17 protein-coding genes and 1 other annotated feature are annotated in these 21,816 nt (G+C 29.9%); of the genes, 16 read left to right on the forward strand and 1 reads right to left on the reverse strand.

Annotated elements, in window-relative coordinates; all coding sequences use genetic code 11:
* Positions 1 to 612 precede the first annotated feature (612 nt).
* The 6 genes from CLOBL_RS22325 to CLOBL_RS22350 all read left to right on the forward strand — a co-directional run bounded on the left by CLOBL_RS22325 (position 613) and on the right by CLOBL_RS22350 (position 8,677).
* Positions 613 to 1,242: a cyclase family protein gene (locus CLOBL_RS22325; RefSeq protein ID WP_077861042.1), complete on the forward strand. Its 630-nt coding sequence runs from the start codon at positions 613 to 615 to the stop codon at positions 1,240 to 1,242.
* A gap of 254 nt (positions 1,243 to 1,496) precedes the next feature.
* Positions 1,497 to 2,579: a D-xylose ABC transporter substrate-binding protein gene (xylF, locus tag CLOBL_RS22330; RefSeq protein ID WP_077861043.1), complete on the forward strand. Its 1,083-nt coding sequence runs from the start codon at positions 1,497 to 1,499 to the stop codon at positions 2,577 to 2,579.
* A gap of 62 nt (positions 2,580 to 2,641) precedes the next feature.
* Positions 2,642 to 4,219, forward strand: coding sequence for a xylose ABC transporter ATP-binding protein (locus CLOBL_RS22335; RefSeq protein ID WP_077861044.1), 1,578 nt, complete (start codon positions 2,642 to 2,644; stop codon positions 4,217 to 4,219).
* Between the two features lies 1 nt (position 4,220).
* Complete coding sequence (locus CLOBL_RS22340) at positions 4,221 to 5,390, forward strand: sugar ABC transporter permease (protein WP_077861045.1); 1,170 nt, start codon at positions 4,221 to 4,223, stop codon at positions 5,388 to 5,390.
* 287 nt (positions 5,391 to 5,677) lie between these two features.
* Positions 5,678 to 7,816, forward strand: a complete 2,139-nt coding sequence (locus CLOBL_RS22345; RefSeq protein ID WP_077861046.1) for a PTS transporter subunit IIABC — start codon at positions 5,678 to 5,680, stop codon at positions 7,814 to 7,816.
* Positions 7,817 to 7,840: 24 nt separating this feature from the next.
* Complete coding sequence (locus CLOBL_RS22350; RefSeq protein WP_077861047.1) at positions 7,841 to 8,677, forward strand: PRD domain-containing protein; 837 nt, start codon at positions 7,841 to 7,843, stop codon at positions 8,675 to 8,677.
* A 98-nt stretch (positions 8,678 to 8,775) separates the two neighbouring features.
* On the opposite strand, the gene greA is transcribed toward CLOBL_RS22350, so the two are convergent.
* Complete coding sequence (greA, locus tag CLOBL_RS22355) at positions 8,776 to 9,240, reverse strand: transcription elongation factor GreA (RefSeq protein ID WP_009172253.1); 465 nt, start codon at positions 9,238 to 9,240, stop codon at positions 8,776 to 8,778.
* Between the two features lie 156 nt (positions 9,241 to 9,396).
* Here greA and fliB point away from each other — a divergent pair, with 156 nt between their 5' ends.
* The 10 genes from fliB (at position 9,397) to CLOBL_RS22405 (ending at position 21,752) form a co-directional block, all read left to right on the forward strand.
* Positions 9,397 to 10,614: a flagellin lysine-N-methylase gene (gene fliB, locus CLOBL_RS22360; RefSeq protein ID WP_077861048.1), complete on the forward strand. Its 1,218-nt coding sequence runs from the start codon at positions 9,397 to 9,399 to the stop codon at positions 10,612 to 10,614.
* Positions 10,615 to 10,888: 274 nt separating this feature from the next.
* A complete protein-coding gene (locus CLOBL_RS22365; RefSeq protein ID WP_077861049.1) occupies positions 10,889 to 12,091 on the forward strand; it encodes a 5-bromo-4-chloroindolyl phosphate hydrolysis family protein in 1,203 nt (400 codons plus the stop codon).
* Between the two features lie 51 nt (positions 12,092 to 12,142).
* Positions 12,143 to 13,291: a toxic anion resistance protein gene (locus CLOBL_RS22370; RefSeq protein WP_077861050.1), complete on the forward strand. Its 1,149-nt coding sequence runs from the start codon at positions 12,143 to 12,145 to the stop codon at positions 13,289 to 13,291.
* 83 nt (positions 13,292 to 13,374) lie between these two features.
* Positions 13,375 to 13,634: a binding site (T-box leader), on the forward strand.
* A gap of 181 nt (positions 13,635 to 13,815) precedes the next feature.
* Entirely contained in the window at positions 13,816 to 14,889 is a 1,074-nt protein-coding gene (locus tag CLOBL_RS22375) for an iron-containing alcohol dehydrogenase family protein (RefSeq protein WP_077861051.1), read from the forward strand.
* Between the two features lie 407 nt (positions 14,890 to 15,296).
* On the forward strand, positions 15,297 to 16,196 hold the full coding sequence (locus CLOBL_RS22380) for a chemotaxis protein (protein WP_009172248.1): 900 nt from the start codon (positions 15,297 to 15,299) through the stop codon (positions 16,194 to 16,196).
* Between the two features lie 301 nt (positions 16,197 to 16,497).
* Positions 16,498 to 17,736 carry a L,D-transpeptidase family protein gene (locus tag CLOBL_RS22385; protein ID WP_077861052.1) on the forward strand — a complete coding sequence of 413 codons (1,239 nt, stop codon included), beginning with the start codon at positions 16,498 to 16,500 and terminating at the stop codon, positions 17,734 to 17,736.
* A 229-nt stretch (positions 17,737 to 17,965) separates the two neighbouring features.
* The gene (locus CLOBL_RS22390) at positions 17,966 to 19,111 is read left to right on the forward strand and encodes an alanine--glyoxylate aminotransferase family protein (RefSeq protein WP_077861053.1); all 1,146 of its coding nucleotides are present in this window, start codon (positions 17,966 to 17,968) and stop codon (positions 19,109 to 19,111) included.
* 67 nt (positions 19,112 to 19,178) lie between these two features.
* The gene (locus tag CLOBL_RS22395; protein WP_077861054.1) at positions 19,179 to 19,712 is read left to right on the forward strand and encodes an ECF transporter S component; all 534 of its coding nucleotides are present in this window, start codon (positions 19,179 to 19,181) and stop codon (positions 19,710 to 19,712) included.
* A gap of 259 nt (positions 19,713 to 19,971) precedes the next feature.
* Positions 19,972 to 20,652 (forward strand): ribose 5-phosphate isomerase A, encoded by a 681-nt coding sequence (rpiA, locus tag CLOBL_RS22400; RefSeq protein WP_077861055.1) that lies wholly within the window; start codon positions 19,972 to 19,974, stop codon positions 20,650 to 20,652.
* Positions 20,653 to 20,783: 131 nt separating this feature from the next.
* Complete coding sequence (locus CLOBL_RS22405; protein ID WP_077861056.1) at positions 20,784 to 21,752, forward strand: Gfo/Idh/MocA family oxidoreductase; 969 nt, start codon at positions 20,784 to 20,786, stop codon at positions 21,750 to 21,752.
* The last annotated feature ends 64 nt before the right edge of the window (positions 21,753 to 21,816 follow it).

A 21,816-nucleotide genomic window follows, 5' to 3' on the forward strand; every position in this document is an offset into this window, starting at 1 on the left:
GCATGTTCCTCAAACAAGTTGAGGACAAGCAGCAAATGGAACAACCTTTCACTAATAACTTTAGAGCAGCTCAATTTCAAATGCCTATTGCACAAATATGTATGTAATTTCTGGTATAAAGACACACAAAAGTTCAGCAATTATAAATAATAATTCTATAGATAAGTCTAGTTCATATGTTGCATATCTATAAAGTTAATGTTTTGTGTCTAATCACTGGAATTTTATTAAATTAGAGCAAAATTTTACTATATTAAATCACGTTAGGCTAACTTTTATTAAGGTAATAATAAAAGTTAGCCTAACATGCTTTTTGTAGTAGTATTCTTAATGATTTCATTATCAGATAAAAATTATTGATAAGGGTATACTTGGAAACATCACTAAATTAAGATGAATAATTTTAATAACAATGTTGATTAAGGAAAAGTAAATAAGTTATAATTTATAATAATGGTTTCTCAACAATATAATTGAAATTTAATTTTAATAGCATAGTTAGAGAAAACATTGCTTATTCGTTGAAAACGTTTGTTGTTTTTGATTGTGCATAAAGGGAATCTGAAAAACATTGATATTGCATAACAACTTGATGAAAGAGGAGGAATTTTTATGAAAATCTATGATATTTCGATGTTAATTCACAAGGACATGCCGGTTTATAAAAATAAAGAGGAGAAAAAACCAAAGGTTATTGTGACTGCTAATTATGAAGCAAATTCTTATTATGAGACACGTATTGAGTTAGATACACATACAGGAACTCATTTAGATGCTCCACTTCATATGATAGAGGGAGGAGATACAATAGAAAATATAGACTTATATAAGTGCATTACTCCATGCAAGGTTTTTGACCTTACTTCTGTTCAAGAAAGAGTTACAGATAAAGATATAAAAGATCTTGATATACAGGAAGGTGATTTTGTAATATTTAAAACTAAAGACTCTTTTAAAGATGAATTTGATGAAAATTTTGTATTTCTTGAAAAAACAGGAGCTGAATATTTGAGAGACAAAAAAATAAAGGGAATAGGTATGGATGTTTTAGGAATTGAAAGAGCTCAGCCAAATCATGAATCTCACAAGGCTATATTAGGTAATGATATAACAATATTAGAAGGATTGAGATTAAAAGATATTAAAGAAGGCAAATATTTACTTTGTGCACTTCCTCTTAAGGTAAAGGGAACAGAAGGAGCTCCAGCAAGAGCAGTGCTAATTGACAATATCAGTTTTTAGAGTTTTTGTAATGTTTAGAAAACAAAATATTACTTAGCGAGATTAAGTTTTTTAAAATAATCTAGGTTAATATCTTATGAATGAGATTTAATCTAGGTTATTTTTTATTCTTTAGTAATTTTAATGGTAAATAATTGCTATTCTAAAACAGCAATATAAAGATAGAACTCAGCAAATAAATCCATTTTAAACGTTTTCTTAATAAAATATAATTTTAATTGTAAATTAGAGAAAAGCAAAAAGGGGAGAAGAATATGAAATCAAAAAAGATGATTAAATTATTAGGTCTAGCTTTAAGTGGAGTATTGATATTTTCAGCATTAACAGGATGTGGAGCTAAGAATAGTACGCAAACAGCTGCTAGTGGTGGAGACAAAAAAATAAAGATTGGTGTAAGTTTTGATGATTTAAGACTTGAAAGATGGCAGCATGATAAAGATATTTTTGAAGAAGAAGCTAAGAAGCTTGGTGCAGAGGTTGTTTTCCAATCTGCAAATGGTGATGACCCAACACAAATGTCTCAATGTGAAAATCTTATTTCTCAAGGAGTAAATGTATTAGTAATAATACCACATAATGGAGAGACAATAGCACCTATAGTAGATGAAGCTCATCAAAATAAAATAAAAGTTTTAGCTTATGATAGGTTGATTACTAACAGTGACTTAGATGATTATATATCATTTGATAATGTTAAAGTAGGAGAATTGCAAGCAAAAGCAATTACAGATAAAACTCCAAAAGGAAATTATTTCATGATGGGAGGTTCTCCAACAGATAATAATGCAAAGTTATTTAGACAAGGGCAAATGAATATAATTAAACCACTTGTAGATAAAGGTGATATAAAAATAGTAGGAGACCAATGGGCAAAAGATTGGTTAGCTGAAGAAGCTATGAATATAATGGAAAATGCATTAACTGCAAATAATAATAATATCGATGCTGTTGTCGCTTCAAATGATAGTACTGCTGGTGGAGCAATACAAGCATTGCAAGGACAAGGCTTAGCAGGAAAAGTATCAATTTCTGGACAAGATGCTGATTTGGCAGCATGTCAAAGAGTTGTAGAAGGAACTCAAACAATGACAGTATATAAGCCTATTAAAGATCTTGCTACACAAGCAGCTGATTTAGCTGTAAAAATGGGTAAAGGTGAAAATGTTGAAACTAATGGAAACGTAATAAATAATGGACAAAAAGATGTTCCATCTGTATTACTTACTCCAATAGCAGTAACAGCAGATAATATGAATGATACTGTTGTAAAAGATGGCTTCCAAAAGTTTGAAGATGTATATAAAAATGTACCAGAAGATAAAAGACCAAGTAAGTAAATAACATATTAGGGCTTAAAGTATAAATTTAAGCCCTAATATAGAAAGGAGAGATGTATTTCATGAGTGAGTATATTTTAGAAATGACAGATATAGTTAAAGAATTTTTTGGAGTAAAAGCATTAGATGGAGTAACTTTGAGAGTAAAACAAGGAGAAGTACATGCGCTTTGTGGTGAAAATGGAGCAGGAAAATCCACTCTGATGAAAATTTTAAGTGGAGAATATCCTGTTGGTTCATACTCGGGGAAAATAGTTTTCGAAGGAAAAGAACTTAAGCAAGTAGGTATAAGAGATTCTGAAAAAGCAGGCATAGCAATTATTCACCAAGAATTAGCTATTATTAAGCAGCTATCAATAGCTGAAAATATTTTTTTAGGAAATGAAATTAATAGTCACGGAATTATAAGTTTTAGTGAACAATTAAATAAAACAAATGAATTATTAAAAAGAGTTAAGCTTAACATTAGTCCGCTTACTAGAGCTGGCGATTTGGGAATTGGTCATCAGCAATTAGTTGAAATTGCAAAAGCTTTGTCTAAAAATGCAAAATTACTAATCCTTGATGAGCCTTCAGCATCACTAAGTGAGGGTGAAGTCGAGGTTTTAATGGAAATACTAGACGACTTAAGGAAAGACGGAGTTACATGCATTTATATATCGCATAAATTAAATGAAGTTACAAGAATATGTGACAATGTTACAGTAATTAGAGATGGGGCAACAATAGGTCAAGTACCTGTTAAAGAAATAAATCAAGATAAATTAGTGCAAATGATGGTCGGAAGAGAAATGAAAAATTTATTTCCACGAGAAGAACATGATATAGGAGAAGTATTTTTTGAAGTAAGGAATTTTAATGTTTTTGATCCTTTTAATAGAAATATAAAAAGAGTAAAAAATGCTAATTTTACCCTAAGGCGTGGAGAAATACTTGGAATTTCAGGATTAGTAGGTTCAGGCAGAACCGAAATGGTTGCAAGTATATATGGCAGCTTCCAAGGCGAAAAAAATGGTGAAATATATTATGAGGGAAAAAAAGTTAATATCCAAAATCCAGGACAAGCATTGAGTAAAGGAATAGCTATGGTTCCAGAAGATAGAAAGAAAGATGGAATAATTGCTGGAATGAGTGTGGCTAAAAATATAACAATGAGTAATCTCATAAAATATAAAAAGCCGCTTAATGTAATAGATAATGATAAGGAAATGATGGATATTCTTAAATATATTGACGATATAAAGATTAAGACTGCATCAACAGAATTACCAATAAAAAATTTAAGTGGTGGTAATCAACAAAAAGTAATACTCGCCAAAAATCTTTTAGCTGAACCTAAAATATTGATATTAGATGAACCAACTAGAGGAATTGATGTTGGGGCAAAGTATGAGATTTATAAATTGATATTTAAATTGGCTAAACAAGGAATATCTATAATAATGGTTTCATCTGAATTAACAGAGGTGCTTGGAATTAGTGATAGAATTCTAGTAATGAATGAGGGTGAAATAAAGGCAAGCTTGGAGAATAACAATTTAACTCAAGAGATGATTATGAAATATTCTGTAGGCAATAAAAACGAGGATAAAAATGTGATTAAGAACGAAGAGACTATAACTTCTGTAGGAGGGGTATAAAATGCAATTAAGTAAGAGTGTAGATTCAGAGAAAGTGAAGAAGTCAGGGTTAAATGTAATATTTAAATCTAAGATGACAACAATATTAATAGCAACAGTAGCAATATGGCTTTTATTTACCGTTTTGACAGGAGGAAACTTTTTGTCAACAAGAAATTTATCCAATTTAATTAGACAAATGTCAATTACAGGAGTACTTGCAATAGGTATGGTTTTTGTAATTATATTAGGAGAGATAGATCTTTCAGTAGGATCAACTCTCGGATTACTTGGAGGAATTGCAGCAATACTAAACGTTTGGCTAGGTTTCTCAGCTGTACCAACTATAGTAATAACATTAATACTTGGGATAATCATAGGAGCTTGGAATGGATATTGGATAGCATTTAGAAATGTGCCATCCTTCATAGTTACCTTAGCAGGTATGCTTATTTTCAGAGGTGTATTAATAGGAGTTACTAATGGAAATACTGTAGCACCACTTACAAACGATTTTAAAGTAATAGGACAAGGATATTTGCCAACAGTTTTAGGATACTTATTAGTAGTTCTAGCAGTTGCAGGTGCAGCATATTTAGTCTTAAATAATAGAAAAAACAAGATTAAATATAACATTGCAGTTAAACCAATGACTTTTGATGTTTTGATTATAGTAGCAATTGGAGTCGTATCATTAGTATTAGTATTAATTTTAAATGATTATCAAGGATTTCCAATACCAGCATTTATAATGTTAGTTTTGGCATTAATCTTATCATTTATAGGAACAAAAACTATATTCGGAAGAAGAGTTTATGGAATAGGCGGAAATAGAGACGCTGCAAGATTATCAGGAATAAATGTAAAGAAACATATTATAGTTGTGTACTCAATGGTCGGTTTACTTGCGGCAATAGCAGGTATATTATTAACAGCTAGATTAAATGCAGGTTCAGTTGCAGCTGGTCAAAATGCAGAACTAGATGCAATAGCATCCTGTGTTATAGGGGGTGCAAGCTTAAGCGGTGGTAGTGGTTCAGTAGCTGGAGCATTAATAGGTGCTCTTGTAATGGCAAGTGTAGATAATGGTATGAGTATGATGAATACACCAACGTTTTGGCAATATATTGTTAAAGGATTAATATTACTATTGGCAGTGTGGATTGATATATCATCTAAAAATAAGAAATAGTAATTAGTGAAGTTAATACTAAAAGTAAAATTAATTGTATTACAGTAATGTGAATAAATAGAAAAAAATAAATTTAAAGTATGTCCAAAAGTTTACAATGAAAACATTGACATGCAGTTATAGATATGCTAGAGTGAAATAAATGATATAGTATGTAACTGGTAGGTATGCATTAACTATACATAAATATTTATTGAAGATGTTTATGTTAGTTAATGCTTTTTTGCACGTAAAAGGCATAAGGCATCTAAAATGTGCAAAAAAGATCTCAGGTAAGGAGAAGAATTATGAAAGATAATATTTTTAGTGTTTTGCAACGTGTAGGAAGATCTTTTATGCTTCCGATTGCTATTTTACCAGTAGCAGGTTTATTTTTAGGTATAGGTGAGTCGTTCACTAATAAAACAATGCTGGATACTTATGGACTTGCAGGTTTAATTGGACCTGGCACATTTGTCAACGCACTTCTTTCAGTAATGAATGATTCAGGAAACATTGTATTTGAAAATCTACCTTTAATATTCGCAATAGGTGTAGCAATAGGCATGTCTAAGAAGGAAAGAGAAGTTGCAGCGTTAGCAGCAGGAATTGCATTTCTTATAATGCATGCATCAATTGGTGCCATGATTAAAATTCATGGTGGAACAGAGGCTCTTTTAACTGGTGCATCAACTTCAGTACTTGGAATTACTTCATTACAAATGGGGGTTTTTGGTGGGATTATAGTGGGGCTTGGTACAGCAGAATTACATAATAAGTTTTATAAAATTGAATTACCACAAGTATTATCATTTTTTGGTGGAAGTAGATTTGTTCCGATTATAAGTTCAATTGCTTATTTAATAGTTGGAATTTTAATGTTTTATATTTGGCCTCCAGTTCAAGCTGTTATTTACAAAGTTGGAGATCTAGTACTTGCATCAAGTTATGCAGGAACATGGGTTTACGGATTGATGGAACGTTTATTAATACCGTTTGGCCTTCACCACGTATTTTATTTACCATTCTGGCAGACAGCCGTTGGAGGTACAGCTGAAGTAGGTGGAAAAGTTATTGAAGGTGCCCAAAATATTTTTTTTGCAGAACTTGGGACTCCAGGAATAACACACTTTAGTGTTTCAGCAACAAGGTTTATGTCAGGAAAATTTCCGCTTATGATATTTGGTTTGCCAGGGGCAGCGCTAGCTATGTATCAATGTGCTAAACCTGAAAAAAGAAAAGTGGTAGGTGGATTATTATTATCAGCAGCATTAACTTCAATGCTTACTGGTATAACAGAACCAATTGAATATACATTCTTATTCGTAGCACCAGCATTATATGTAGTTCACTGTGCGCTTGCAGGACTTGCTTATATGCTAATGCATATTCTAGGTGTTGGAGTAGGTATGACTTTTTCTGGGGGATTTATTGATCTATTCTTATTTGGTATTTTGCAAGGAAATGCCAAAACAAGCTGGATATGGATTGTAGTTGTAGGAATTATATATTTTGTAGTATACTATTTATTATTCACTTTCTTAATTAAGAAATTTAATTTAAAGACTCCAGGCCGTGAAGATTCTGATGAAGTTAAACTTTATACCCGAAGGGATGTAGAAGAAAGAAAGAATGCTCAAAATGAAGAAGTAGATGAACTTTCAGCTATGATATGCAGAGGTCTTGGAGGAAAGAAAAATATTTCTGATGTTGACTGCTGTGTAACTAGATTACGGTGTACAATACATAACGCCGAATTGGTAAATGAAGATTTATTAAAGCAAACTGGAGCATCAGGAGTATTTCACAGAGGGTCAGGTGTTCAAATAATGTATGGACCAAGAGTAACTGTTATAAAATCAAATCTAGAAGATTATTTGAATGGAGCACAAGATGAGGAAGTTACTAGCCATACAGTAATAGAAAAAGAATCAGAAAAAAATATTGATAAAGATATTAAAAAACAAATTCAAGGAAAAATTATAAGTACGATAATTTTAAATAGCCCATTAACAGGTGAAGTAAAAGATTTGTCTGAAGTACCTGATGAGGTATTTGCAAGCAAGATAATGGGAGATGGGGCTGCCATTGTTCCAAGTGATGGAAATGTCATAGCTCCAGCAGATGGAGTAATAAGTTTTGTATTCCCATCAAAACATGCAGTGGGGTTAACAACAACTGATGGACTTGAGCTACTCATTCATATAGGAATAGATACAGTAAAACTTGATGAAAAGGCCTTTGAAACTTATGTGGAAGAGGGAGATAAAGTAAAAACTGGGGATAAAATGTTAAGTTTTGATTTAGAATTCATAAAGAATAATGCACCGTCTATTGCATCACCATGCATTTGCACTGCATTAAATAACAATCAAAAAGTGCGCTTATTAAAAACTGGTAATATTAAAGCTGGAGAAGCTTTAATTGCAGTTGATATATTTAAATAATAAATAAAAAAGGGGAGGCATAAAATGTTCAGAGTGATAAAAGCACTAAATCATAACGGTGTGCTCGCTATAAACATGGATAACTATAAAGAGTATATCTTGCTTGGAAAAGGTATAGGTTTTGGGAAAAAGGTCAATGAACGTATTGAAGCTCCAGAAAATGCACATATATATCTTTTGCAGCAGGAAACTGAAAGAGGACTTACGAAAGAGATAATAAATAATATAGAGCCTCAGATCTTAGAAATTGCGAATAATATCATTATGGAAGCAGAAAAGAAATTTCAAAAAGTAGACGTGAATATTTTATGCCCACTTGCAGATCACATTGCATTTGCAGTAAAAAGAATAAAAAATAATGAACAAATTAGTAATCCGTTAACGCAAGATATTAGAGCTTTATTTCCAGAAGAATATGAGGTGGCATGTAAAGGAAAGGATATCATCAAAGAGATAGAAGGAATTGAAATAAATGAAGATGAGATCGGCTATATAGCAATTCATATTCATTCAAGTCTGGGAAATGAAAAAGTATCACAAGCAATGGAAATAGCAACGTTAGTTAGGTCATGTATTACGTCCATTGAAGAGAGTACAGGAAAGAAAATAGATATCGAATCATTATCCTATAATCGTCTTATGAACCATATCAAATACATGGCGGCAAGGATGTTAAAAGGAGAAACAATAAAGCTTGATATGAATGATTACATTAGTGAAAGATTTCCAAAATCATTTGAAATTGCTGAAGGAATATGCAAAAAATTAGGTAAGGAATTAAAAAGAGAAATTAAAGCTGTTGAAATTGGATACCTTGCAATGCATATTGAAAGAGTATTTGCAGATGAATTAGAGCAATAAAGAGTGGAGTAGTTTGTGGCTATTCTTCACTACTAAAGCTAAAACCCATAGCAATTCAGAAATGTGTTGTTATGGGTTTTTGTGTAAGAAAGTATTCTTTATAATATATCTAATATCTCTACTGTGTATTTTTCACCAGGAGCTTCAACTTCAACTACATCATGAATACTCTTACCGAATAACGCTTTTCCTAAATCTGATTCTATACTTATAAGCATATTTTCAGGGTCTAAATCCATAGTTGTTACTAAAGTAACAACAGCTTCATCGTCATCTTCTATAAATTTAATTTTAGCCTTACTGTTAATTCCTAGCACAGATTTATCCACATGTTCATCATCTATTACAGTTGCTGTTGAAATCATAGTCATTAAATATTGAATTCTGTTATCATTTTCTCTATAATTTGCGCAAGCTTCTTTATATTCTGCATTTTCAGACCTATCACCATGTGCAGCAGCTATTAATTTTTCTTTTGCTATTTCAGCTCTTTTTACAGTTAATCTATATTCTAATTCTTCTTCTAATTTGTTCATATTCTCTTTTGTAAGTGTATTATGCATAGAAAATTCCCCCTAAAATATATTATGTTAATATTATATAATATATATAGAAAAATAAAAGGTACTTTTAAATATTATGATAAATCGCATTAAAAATATACTGTTAGATGTGGTTGTTATTTTTTTGATCGTGCCTGATATATTAGGAGATGAAAAGTGAGAGAAAATATTAAATTGAGATGCCCCGAATATTTTAAGGAATTCAGGTGCATTGGTGGAATGTGTGAAGACAATTGCTGTGGTGGATGGGATATACACATTGATAAAACAACTTTTGAACAATATAAGAAAATACAGGACAAAAGAACTAATAAATATGTTAATAAAAATGTATTTATTAGAGATAATTGCAAAAACATTAATATTGATTATGGTCAGATAAAATTGAAAGATAATAAGTGTCCATTTTTAGATAAAGATAGATATTGTTCTATTCAATTGAAATTAGGAGAAGAATATTTATCAAGTGTCTGTGCTACTTTTCCAAGAATTATAAATAAAATAGATGATTATTATGAAATGTCTCTTGATATTTCATGCATAGAAGCTGCAAGAATTATACTTTTAAAAAGAGAGGGAATAGAGTTTGAAGAAGCTGAAGGTACTTTAGGAAAGCATGCAATATCAGTAAGTATTATTACTGATGATAAGGCTATTAAAGATACAAATCTTAAATATATAAAAGAGATAAGAGACATTAGTATAAAAATAATAAAAAATAGAAAATTTGAATTAAGTGAAAGATTATATATTCTTGGCAGCTTTTTAGAAATTATAAGAAAGGAATTATGTTATGACTACAATAATGTAGTTCAATTTATAAATAGATATAATATAGATTTTTTTGGTGGGGAGTTCAAAAGAAATAGAATGAATTATATGCTTCAATTATCATTTTTTAGGGATATGCTAGAAAAACTAAATATATTTGAAGGTAATTATAGTGATTATTTCAAAGAAAGAATGAAAGAAGTTATGCTTGGATTCAGGTTTAACGAGCATGAAAGCTTAATGGAAAACTCAGATGCTTTTCTAAAAGCTTATGATATATGTAAAGAAAATATCTTTAGAAATTATAGTTACATTTTTGAAAATTATTTAGTTAATCACATGTTTAAAGAACTTTTTCCGTTTTCAGAAAGTGATATATTAATAAATGACTATATTATGATGCTAATTAGATTTTCATATATAAGATTTTATATTGTAGGACAGTATCTTTACAAAGGGACAATTTCAATAGATGATATAATAAGGTTTATTCAATCCTTAACAAAAGAAATTGAACATGATAAGACTTATTTAAGTGATATTCTTCAATACGTAAAGGAAAATGAATTAGATAATAGAAGATTTGCTACGATACTTTTATAAGTATTTTCCTTTAGATATGTGAAAATAAATAGCTCGGTATATAAGCGATGTAGAATGATAAAAAATATACTTGTTATTTTTTTATTGAGCTTTATTTAGTAAAAGAATGATTTGCAACAAATTGTAATTTGTACGGGAATGAGATATAATAAAGCAAAAATATTATGACAATTACAAGAAATATTGCGAGTTTAATAAGGTTATTTGTTGTTCTATTCTATATTGTGTTCATATAATATTGCAAATTGTAAGAAAATAATTTGGAGGAAAGAGCATGGGCAGAAAAGATTTTTCTAATTTAGAAGATCAAATTAGGGATACCGTTAAAAATGCATTTGATGCTATAGATTTTGCGGGAATAAAAAAAGATATTAATGACAAAACTGAAAGCACCATAAATGAAGTTAAAATAAAGATTAAAGATAAATCACATCATTTAAATAAAAAACTGAAATATAAAGTAAATGATAATTATGAAGAGTTTAATAATATAACTATAAAAGATAAGAAGACTAAAGATATGTATATAGCTAAAAGACCTGTTGGAAGTATATCTGGTATCTTATATACCGTATTTGGAGCAATTGGAAGCGGAACTCTTGGAATTTTGTTAATTGTTTATTCAATACTTACATCAATTATGGTGGGATTCGCAACTTTTAATTATGTTAGTCTTGGAATTATGGTGGCTTTTTTTTCAGCAAGTGTAGTTTTGACCTTAAGAGGAAGATATTTGAGGAAGAGAGTGAAGCGTTTTAAGGAATACGTTACTTGTCTTGGCGGAAAATATTATTGCTCAATTGAAGAATTAGCCGAGTCAATTAGAATGAAAAATAAATTTGTTGTCAAAGATTTAAAAAAGATGATTGAATTGGATATGTTCCCACAAGCACATATAGATGATGAGCAGACTTACTTTATGTTAAATAATGAAACTTATGAAAATTATCTGAATGCTCAAAAAGCTCTGAAGGAACGCGAGGAAGAAGAACTAAGAAGAGAAAATGAATTAAAAGAAGAAATAAATGACCCAGCAAAGAAAGCGTTAAGAGATACCATTGAAATAGGAAAAAATTATATTGAAGAAATAGGAAACGTAAGTGATTGTATACAGGAGAAGGAAGTTTCAGAAAAGTTAAATAAGCTTAAAAATATTGTAAGTCAAATTTTTAGAAATATCGAACATAATCCTCGAAAGCTGACAGAAGTTAATAAGTTTATCAATCACTATCTTCCAATGACCTTGAAATTAGTAAATGCGTATAAGGAATTAACTGAGCAGACAGTTCAAGGAGATAATATAAAAAATGCAAAAAGTGAAATAGAGAAAGCTATAGATAGCATAAATACTGCTTTTGAAAAATTATTAGATGATTTATTTGAAGAAATTGCTTTAGATATATCTACAGATATTTCAGTTCTTGAGACACTATTTACGCAGGAAGGATTAACTAAAAAAGATTTTGAGAAAGAATAGTATACATCACCAGGAAAGAAAATAGCTAACCATGAGAAGGAGGAATTAAAAGTGAATGATGAATTTAAAGAAGATATTGAAGTTACACCAAGCTTAACCTTTGAACCTTTTAAAAAGGAAGCACCAATTTCTAAGGTAAAGGAAGAGATAAATCAGACAGAAGCTTTTGATGAAGGTAATTTAACAGTAGAAGAAAAAAAGATGGTAGATGAATTTGTGGAGAAAATTGATATAACTAATACAAATTCAATTTTGCAGTATGGGGTAGGAGCGCAAAAGAAGATCGCAGATTTCTCTGAGACAGCTTTAAATAATGTAAAGACTAAGGATTTAGGTGAAGTAGGAGAAATGCTATCTAACGTGGTAGTTGAATTAAAAAATTTTGATGCAGGTGAAGAGAAAAAAGGGCTCTTTGGTTTATTTAAGAAAACTTCAGAAAAAGTCTCTCATATGAGAGCAAAGTATGAAAAGGTTGAAGGGAATATAAATAAAATTTGCAGTTCACTTGAAAATCATCAAATACAACTTTTAAAAGATGTTGCAATGCTAGATAAGATGTATGAAATAAATAAGGTGTATTTTAAAGAACTTTCAATGTATATATTAGCAGGAAAGAAGAAACTTCAAAAATTAGAAAAAGAAGAACTGCCAGTTTTAGCGGAAAGAGCAAGAATAAGTGGACTACCAGAGGATGCACAGGCAACAAATGATTTTATGTCTCTTTGTAACCGCTTTGAAAAGAAAATTCATGATTTAGAATTAACTAGAATGATTTCTCTCCAAATGGCACCTCAAATTAGATTAGTACAGAATAATGATTCTCTAATGTCTGAGAAAATACAATCTACTATCGTTAATACTATTCCCCTTTGGAAGAGTCAGATTGTACTTGCCCTAGGAGTAGCACATTCTAACAATGCAGTTAAGGTTCAAAATGAAGTGACAAATATGACTAATGAACTTTTACGTAAAAATGCAGAAACTTTAAAAATGTCAACTATAGAAACTGCTAAGGAGTCTGAAAGAGGAATTGTAGATATTGAAACTCTTAAAAATACTAATGAATCATTAATCACAACTCTTGACGAAGTACTTCGCATTCAAACAGAAGGCCGAGAGAAGCGTAAGGCTGCTGAAGTAGAGTTACATAATATCGAGGAGCAGTTAAAAAATAAACTATTAAGTATTAGGCAGCAATAAAATAATGTGGTTAGAAGTTACAAGTTACTTGAACTTCTTGACAGCATGAAAATTCAGGTCTATAATTATGGAAAAGTTAAACAATAAATACGAAGATTGAGAAAAGTAAATTCTATAGCATTTAGCAGAGAACTTATCATTTGCTGAGAGATAAGATTTGTGAAAGAATTGAAAATCACTCATGAGTAGTTAGCTGAAGATATTATTATTGTGTAAGCATGACCGGTAGCAACCGTTATATTGTCGAATATTAAATAGGGGTTCCTAGAGATATTTTGTTCGAGAGGTTACTTTTTTGTAACAAGTAGAGTGGTACCGCAGAGTCTTAGGCTTTGTCTCTAAAATAATAGAGACAAAGCCTTTTTTATAAAGTGAAACTTTTCAGGTGGAGTTTTATACTCCAGCTGAATTTAGTTGAACTTATCCAGGAGCGTGCAGCCGTTATCTCCCACTTCAAGAAGAGGGAGTGTTACGGATGCTAGCTATCGGATAAAAAATAATATAAATAATCAGGGGGCAAAAAAATGAGTAATTATAGTGTATATTTACCAAGTTATAGTATAGGAGAGGAGGTTTATAATGAAGTTCCAAAGATCTGTGAACCTTATGGAAAGAAAGCAGTAGTTATTGGAGGAAAAACAGCAATAGAAAAATCCAAAGAAGCTATTTTAGAAGGGGTTAAAGGTTCAAATATAGAAATAATTGATTTCGTATGGTTTGGAGGAGATTCATCATATGAAAATGTTGAAATGCTTAAGAATAATAGAGCAATAGTGAATGCAGATATGATATTTGCAGTAGGTGGTGGAAGAAGTATTGATACAAGTAAAACAATGTGCGATCAAACTGGACAGGCATTGTTCGTATTCCCTACTATAGCTTCAAATTGTGCAGCAATAACAGCGACAACAGTAATTTACGATAGTGAACATGTATTTAAGGAATTATATTTCCCTAAAAAACCAGCTTTACATTGTTTCATAAATACAAAAATAATAGCGGAAGCTCCAAGTAATTTTATTTGGGCAGGTATTGGGGATGCATTGTCTAAAGAATATGAATGTACATTTTCTTCAAGAGGAGATGAACTTGATCACACTAATCTTTTAGGCGTTGATATAAGCCGCAATTGTGTGGAACCGCTTTTAAAGTATGGTAAAAAAGCTTATGAAGATGTTAAAGCTAACAGAGTATCAAAGGAATTAGAACAAGTAATCCTTAATATAATAATCACTACGGGACTTGTATCAGTTCTTGTAATAAATGACTATAATAGCTGTCTTGCACATTCCGTATATTATGGATGTACTACATTAGAAAATATAGAAAAAAATCATTTGCATGGCGAAGTAGTTTCTTATGGTGTTTTAGTTATGCTTACATGTGATAAGCAATTTGAAGAACGTGATAGAGTTTATAGATTCAATAAGAGTCTTGGACTTCCAACCTGTTTAGCTGATATTGAAGTGGAAGAAAAAGATATCAATAAAGTTCTCGACAAAGCAATGGAAACAGGGGATATAAAGCATGTACCCTATGAAATAACAAGAGAAATGATTTATAATGCAATAATGGATTTAGAAAAGGTACAATTATAAGATGTAAATATTCACATGGAAAATAATATGAAGTAGTAATAAAGCAAACTGCACTTAATAATATAGAAATACTAAAGCTTAAGTGCAGTTTTTATTATGGTTATAATTAAATTAATTATTTAAAGGATGTTTATAAATATACTATTCAAAAGTTACTATTAATTATATATAAATGATATAATTATAATAAAGAAAGAAAATATATTGTCGATAATAGAATTAGACATTTAAGTTTAAAATGTAGAATGAAACAAGTTGTTGGACATATGTGTATTTATTATAATAAATACATAGGAAGAAATATAAAATTACATATTAACATAACTTTATGATATTTAAAGAGCGATTTTTGACTTATACATAAAGTTTATGCATTATATAAAATTTGAGTGAGGGGTAGAAGCGCTATGAATAATAACATATTATTAGAATCAGGCACTGGAGAATTAGAAATAATTGAATTTATTGTAAATGGAAATCATTATGCAATTAATGTGGTAAAGGTCAAAGAAGTTATAGAGATGCCAGGAAATTTAACTAAGTTACCAGATCCTAAGCCTGAGATAGCTGGATTAATATTATGTAGAAATGAAATTCTTACATTAATTGATTTAAAATATATTTTAACAAAACAAATAACTAAAAAGCTTGGGAATAAAGTCATAGTTTGCGAATTTAATAAAATTAAAGTTTCATTCAATATTGATGATATAGTAGGAGTTCATCGTATTAAATGGAGTGAAATTAGAAAACCTGATGATTTATCAGAGAATTCACTAGCTGTTGGTAATATACTTTTAGGTGAAAAAGTAATACTTATGCTTGACTTTGAAAAAATAGTTACAGATATTGCTCCAAGCGTTGGTATAAGTGAAGATAGAATTGTAAAAGTCGATTATAAGGATAGATCTGGAGTGAAATTAATTTTAGCTGATGATTCAGCTTTAATTAGAAAACTTTTAAAAGATACTCTTACAAAAGCAGGATTTAGAAATTTGAAAATTTTTGATGATGGTAAGCAAGCATTAGAGTTTCTTAAAGGGGTGGCAGAAGAAAAAGGAGATAATTTTACTAGTGAAGCGCAATTGCTTATTACAGATATAGAAATGCCACAAATGGATGGTCTTACACTTACAAGAAAAGTAAAAGAAGATGAAAAACTAAGAAAATTACCTGTTATAATATTCTCATCATTAATCACAGCGGAATTAAAACATAAAGGAGAATCAGTTAAAGCTGATGCGCAATTGAGTAAGCCAGAAGTAGGTGAGCTTGTTGATACAATAGATAAGCTTCTAGACATGTAAGTGAAGTTTAATTTTTGAGAATAACTGGAAATGATGTTTTATAATAAAATAAGCAAGATACAATTATATTGTTAAAGGACATGAATGAAAGTTCATGTCCTTTAATAATAAATTTTTATTAAAATAAGAGAAAAAGGTTAGTTGTAAAAAAATGGAAAGTAGTATATAATGCAAAAAGAGATTTGATAAAAAATACTATATAATTATGAATTGATTTTTTACGACTCACGAATAAGCTTAAGGGAGGGAAGTGAATTAATATTAAGTGGAAAAAATTATGATATATTAGGGGGAGAAAAATATGAGAAGCAGATTAAATAAGATGTTTATAAGATTAACGTATTTTACTTGCATATTATGTATTATGGGGTTCATTTCATGCATCAATTCAGTAGGTGTTTTTGCAAAAGATGTACAAGAAAATGAGGTATCGAATGAAAAATATACATTAATATTGGAAGAGAGAGATGGAATTAAAGAACAGATTAATGGAGAAGATATTAAATTGAAGTATGACGCAGATAATTCTAAGGGAGTTTCTTTTGACTCAAGTTTATTAAAGAGTTATATAGATAAACTATCTTGTTTTGATACTAGTAAAATAGTCGAACCTCAAAATGCAAGATTAATATATGATAATAATAACTATGTAATCTCAAAAGAAGTTCTTGGAAATAAAGTTAATAAAGATATATTGTATAATAGTATAGTTAAGGCAATTGAAAATAAAGAGACAACAATAGATTTAGAAGCGAAGAACTGTTATGAAAATCCTACACGTTTTGAAACTTCACCAGAGATTATTAATGCTAGGGATACAGCTAATAAATATTTATCTTCATATATAACTTATAAATTTGCTGGATTAACATGGGTTTTAGATGGGACTACTATAAAGGATTGGATTAGTTTAGATGCAAATTTTCAAATTGTACTCGATGAATCAAAAGTGAAGGATTATGTGGATGCTTTAGCTAATACTTATACTACAGAGTTAGGAAATAATATAGCTGTTAGTGGTGGATATGATGGTAATAATCATGGCTGGATAATTGATAGTTCACAGGAAACTTCAGCATTGATTGATAATATAAAAAGTGGACAAACCATTACGAAGAATCCTATATATGCGCAGACATCAGCAGCAAGCTATTTTAGCAATGTAGGATCTACTTACGTGGAGATTGATATGACAAAACAGCATTTATGGTTCTATAAGGATGGTTATCTTGTTGTAGAAGGTGATGTTGTTACAGGAAATGTAAGTAATGGTAATGCAACACCAGCAGGAGTATATAAACTATATTCTAAGTTACAGGATACTGTACTAAGAGGTGAGGATTACGCTTCACCAGTTAGTTTTTGGATGCCTTTCAATAGAAATATAGGTCTTCATGATGCGAATTGGAGAGTAGAATTTGGCGGGGAAATTTATAAGACTAGTGGCTCTCATGGATGTGTGAACCTACCATATGACGTAGCAAAGACTATATATTATAATATTAATGTAGGTACTCCTGTTATTTGCTATTACTCTTAGATTAAAGATTTTATCTTCAAATATTGATAATTTAAATTAAATATTAGAGAGAGTTTTAAGATTATTGTTTAAAACTTTCTCTTTTTTAGTGGAAAAATATTATTATAAATTTTTGATAAATAAGTTTTATAAGTACAACATAAAATTGTACGGATACAATTTACTAATTGTATTTTATATGATATTTTATAAATATTAAATTGCAAAAGAAAAGAGAGGAGGTATATTTATGAATAACAAATTTGTTTATGCTCCTGGTCCTACAAGTGTGAGAGAAAATGTAAGACTTGAAAGAGCTAAAATAACAACAAATCCAGACGTTGATGAAGAGTTTGTGGAGTTTTATAAAATTACTTGTGATAAGATTGGAAAAATAATAAATACAAAAAATCCTGTTTATATATTAAGTGGGGAAGGAATTTTGGGGTTAGAAGCAGCATGTGCATCTCTTACTGAATCTGGAGATAGGGTGCTTGTTTTAGATAATGGAATTTATGGAAGAGGTTTTAAGGAATTTGTTGAAATCTATGGAGGAGAAGGGGTATATTTTTCAGATGATTACAGCAAAGCTATAGCTGTAGAAAAATTAAAAGGATTTTTAGAAAAGGACCATAATTTTAAATATGCTACAATAGTTCATTGTGACACACCAACAGGCGTTTTAAATGATTTATCCAAGATATGCAGATTGCTAAGTGAATATGGAATTTTAACTGTTGTTGATTCTGTTTCTGCAATGGGTGGTGAAGAAATAAGAGTTGATGATTGGAAGATTGATATAGCTCTTGGTGGATCTCAAAAGGCATTTTCAGCTCCAGCTGGATTAACAATGGTTAGTATTAGTGAAAGAGCTAAGGCAGCAATGAAAAATAGAAAAACTCCTATAGTAGGTTTTTATTGCAATTTAAATATTTGGGAAAATTATTATAAGGATAAATGGTTCCCATATACAATGCCAATAAGTGATATTATGGGATTGAGTAAAGCTGCAGATAATATCTTAGAAGAAGGTATTCAAAATGTCCTTAACAGGCATGAAAAGATAGCTGATGCAACAAGAAAATCCGTGAAAGAATATGGACTTGAACTATTTTTAGATGTTGGATATTCTAATACTGTTACAGCAGTTAAAATACCAGAGAGCATAGGTGCTCTAAAGCTTAAACAGTATATGTTAGAAAAATACAATACGCTAATCATAACATCCTTAAAGCCATATGATAATGAAATTTTAAGAATAGGACATATGGGGGAAAATGCACATGAAGAAAAAATAGTTTATGCATTAAATGTTATTGATAAGGGATTGAAGGAGTTAGGTTTTAAAAGTGATAAAGGATTAGTTGAATTATTTAATAAATATTTACATAAATAATATAATTAAAATAGTGAATTTATAATAAATATCAATTTGTAAAAATACATAAAGGTGGGGCAGAAAAATGGAAATGAACAAAGGAAAAAGCAAATTTAAAACAAAAGATATGGTGCAGACGGCATTATTAACAGCACTAGTATTTGTAGCAACTGCATTTATAAATGTAAGGTTACCAATCGTAGCCAGCGGTGGATTAGTTCATTTAGGAACTGTAATGTTATTTATTGCAGCAATTGTTTTTGGAAAAGAAAAAGGTGCTATAGCAGGTGCAGTAGGAATGGCGATATTTGATTTATCCTCAGGTTGGGCGCTTTGGGCTCCATTTACTTTTATTATAAGAGGAATTATGGGATATATGATTGGAGCTATTACTTGTAGTAAAAATAAAGATGGCAATAATATTGTAACAAATATTATTGCGGGAATTTTATCAGGTATTTGGATGATAGTTGGGTACTATATTACTGAAGTAATTCTTTATGGAAATTGGCTATCACCAATGGCATCAATACCAGGAAATGTAGCACAAATTGTTTTAGCATTAATAATAGGCATACCAATTGCTAAGATCCTTAAAAAATACGTGAGATATCTATAATAAAAAAGATGTTTAATAGTAGTACAAACCACTATTAAACATCTTTTTTATTGTGCCTCATTTCATAAATTTAGAATAATGAGACAAATTATTAATAAATACACATTCGAAAAAAAATTTCGTTATAAATATTATTGACGAAATAATTATATCATATTATTATAAAATTATAGAATATTTAAACAAAGCATATGAAAGAAAATAGTCAGTGAGTGATTTGTTATTTTTTTGATAATGACTAATAAGGAGGGGATATAAGATGAATGATAACGATTTAAAAAGAATCTGTGCAAAAGAAGCAATGAAATATATAAAAAATGGGATGACGGTAGGACTTGGAGGAGGTAGAAGCATTGCCTATTTAGTAGAGTATATTAAGGATGATAATGATCTTAAGCTTAAAATAGTTACGCCTTCTGTAAAAACGAAAATGCTTTGCATAGAAAATGGATTAGAAGTTCTTCATACGGCTTTTGTGGAAAAGATAGATGTTGCATTTGATGGCTGTGATCAAGTTGATGAAAATTTAAATGCACTAAAAAGTGGCGGTGGAATTCATACAAATGAAAAGTTAATTGCCAGTATGGCAGATGAATATATTCTTCTTGTGGATGAAACAAAAGTTGAGAAATTGCTAACATTTGAATCACCTGTTGTTTTAGAAATATTGAAAGATTCTTTGAAATATGTTGAAAGAAAAGTATTAGAATTAGGTGGAAAACCAGAGATTAGAAGCAGTGATATAAAAGATGGTTTTACAATAAGTGATAATGGTAATTTATTAATGAATGTATCTTTCAAAAATATAAGTGACATAAAAAAGCTTAATGATGAATTAATAAATATATGTGGAGTTATTGAAACATCGCTATTTATTAATGTTATTACCAAAGCAATCATTGCAAGTGAGAATGGTATAAGAGTGATTTCTAAAAATTAAATATATATGTTGAAATTAATTTTATGCATTTTACATCTAGATATCTACTTAGCTTATAGTAATTCCAAATGTAACATTATTATTGCAACATATATATTAAGATAAAAAATAAAATAATATGAGGTGAAGATATGAGTAAAGTGAATTGGGCAATATTGGGACCCGGAACAATTGCAGCAGATTTTGTAAAAGCTATTAACGAAGTTAATGGAAAGACATATGCAGTAGGAGCAAGAAATATTCAAAAAGCAAAAGATTTTGCAGATAAATATGATATTGAAAAAGTCTATGGAAATTATGATGAAATGTTAAAAGATGATAAAATTGACGTTGTTTATATAGCAACACCTCACTGCAATCATTATGAATACATAATGAAGAGCTTACAAAATAATAAAAATGTGCTTTGTGAGAAAGCTATTACTGTAAATGGTAATCAATTAAATGAAATTGTAAACTTGGCAGAGCAAAAAAATTTAATTGTTGCAGAGGCAATGACAATCTATCATATGCCGCTATATAGAAAATTACGTAAACTTGTTGATGATGGAAAGCTTGGAAAGATAAAAATGATACAAGTTAACTTTGGAAGTCTTAAAGAGTATGATGTTACAAATAGATTTTTTAGCCCGGATTTAGCAGGCGGAGCACTTTTAGATATAGGAACATATGCTTTATCTTTCACAAGGTTCTTCCTTTCAAGTAAGCCAGAGGAGATTTTAACTACGGTCAAAAAATTTGAAACAGGAGTTGATGAACAATCAGGGATAATACTTAAAAATACTGATGATGAAATGGCTGTAATTTCATTAACTATGAGAGCTAAACAACCAAAAAGAGGAATAGTGTGTGGTGAACTTGGATATATAACTGTTGAAAATTTCCCTAGAGCAGATAAGGCTACCTTCACTTATCCAGATGGAAGGATGGAAGTTATAGAAGAAGGGGATATGTCAAAAGCACTTACTTACGAAGTAGAGAATATAAACAATTATATTATGAATAAAAATAAAAATGATACTTTGGAATTATCCATTGATGTTATGAATATAATGGATGAAATAAGAAAGCAATGGGATTTAAAATATCCTTTTGAGTAAAATTGATTATTTTCATGTGTCTTAAAGGAGTATTTTTAAAGGTGAAAAAAATAGAAAAAAGTGT

It is taken from the genome of Clostridium sp. BL-8 (genome assembly GCF_002006495.1).
Classification (GTDB): domain Bacteria; phylum Bacillota; class Clostridia; order Clostridiales; family Clostridiaceae; genus Clostridium.

Coding starts and splice junctions, on each gene's coding strand:
- CLOBL_RS22380 (WP_009172248.1), top strand. CDS start 15,297: ATGAATAATAACATATTATTAGAATCAGGCACTGGAGAATTAGAAATA.
- CLOBL_RS22390 (WP_077861053.1), top strand. CDS start 17,966: ATGAATAACAAATTTGTTTATGCTCCTGGTCCTACAAGTGTGAGAGAA.
- CLOBL_RS22345 (WP_077861046.1), top strand. CDS start 5,678: ATGAAAGATAATATTTTTAGTGTTTTGCAACGTGTAGGAAGATCTTTT.
- CLOBL_RS22340 (WP_077861045.1), top strand. CDS start 4,221: ATGCAATTAAGTAAGAGTGTAGATTCAGAGAAAGTGAAGAAGTCAGGG.
- xylF (WP_077861043.1), top strand. CDS start 1,497: ATGAAATCAAAAAAGATGATTAAATTATTAGGTCTAGCTTTAAGTGGA.
- CLOBL_RS22350 (WP_077861047.1), top strand. CDS start 7,841: ATGTTCAGAGTGATAAAAGCACTAAATCATAACGGTGTGCTCGCTATA.
- CLOBL_RS22385 (WP_077861052.1), top strand. CDS start 16,498: ATGAGAAGCAGATTAAATAAGATGTTTATAAGATTAACGTATTTTACT.
- CLOBL_RS22405 (WP_077861056.1), top strand. CDS start 20,784: ATGAGTAAAGTGAATTGGGCAATATTGGGACCCGGAACAATTGCAGCA.
- greA (WP_009172253.1), bottom strand. CDS start 9,240: ATGCATAATACACTTACAAAAGAGAATATGAACAAATTAGAAGAAGAA.
- CLOBL_RS22365 (WP_077861049.1), top strand. CDS start 10,889: ATGGGCAGAAAAGATTTTTCTAATTTAGAAGATCAAATTAGGGATACC.
- CLOBL_RS22395 (WP_077861054.1), top strand. CDS start 19,179: ATGGAAATGAACAAAGGAAAAAGCAAATTTAAAACAAAAGATATGGTG.
- CLOBL_RS22375 (WP_077861051.1), top strand. CDS start 13,816: ATGAGTAATTATAGTGTATATTTACCAAGTTATAGTATAGGAGAGGAG.
- CLOBL_RS22335 (WP_077861044.1), top strand. CDS start 2,642: ATGAGTGAGTATATTTTAGAAATGACAGATATAGTTAAAGAATTTTTT.
- rpiA (WP_077861055.1), top strand. CDS start 19,972: ATGAATGATAACGATTTAAAAAGAATCTGTGCAAAAGAAGCAATGAAA.
- CLOBL_RS22325 (WP_077861042.1), top strand. CDS start 613: ATGAAAATCTATGATATTTCGATGTTAATTCACAAGGACATGCCGGTT.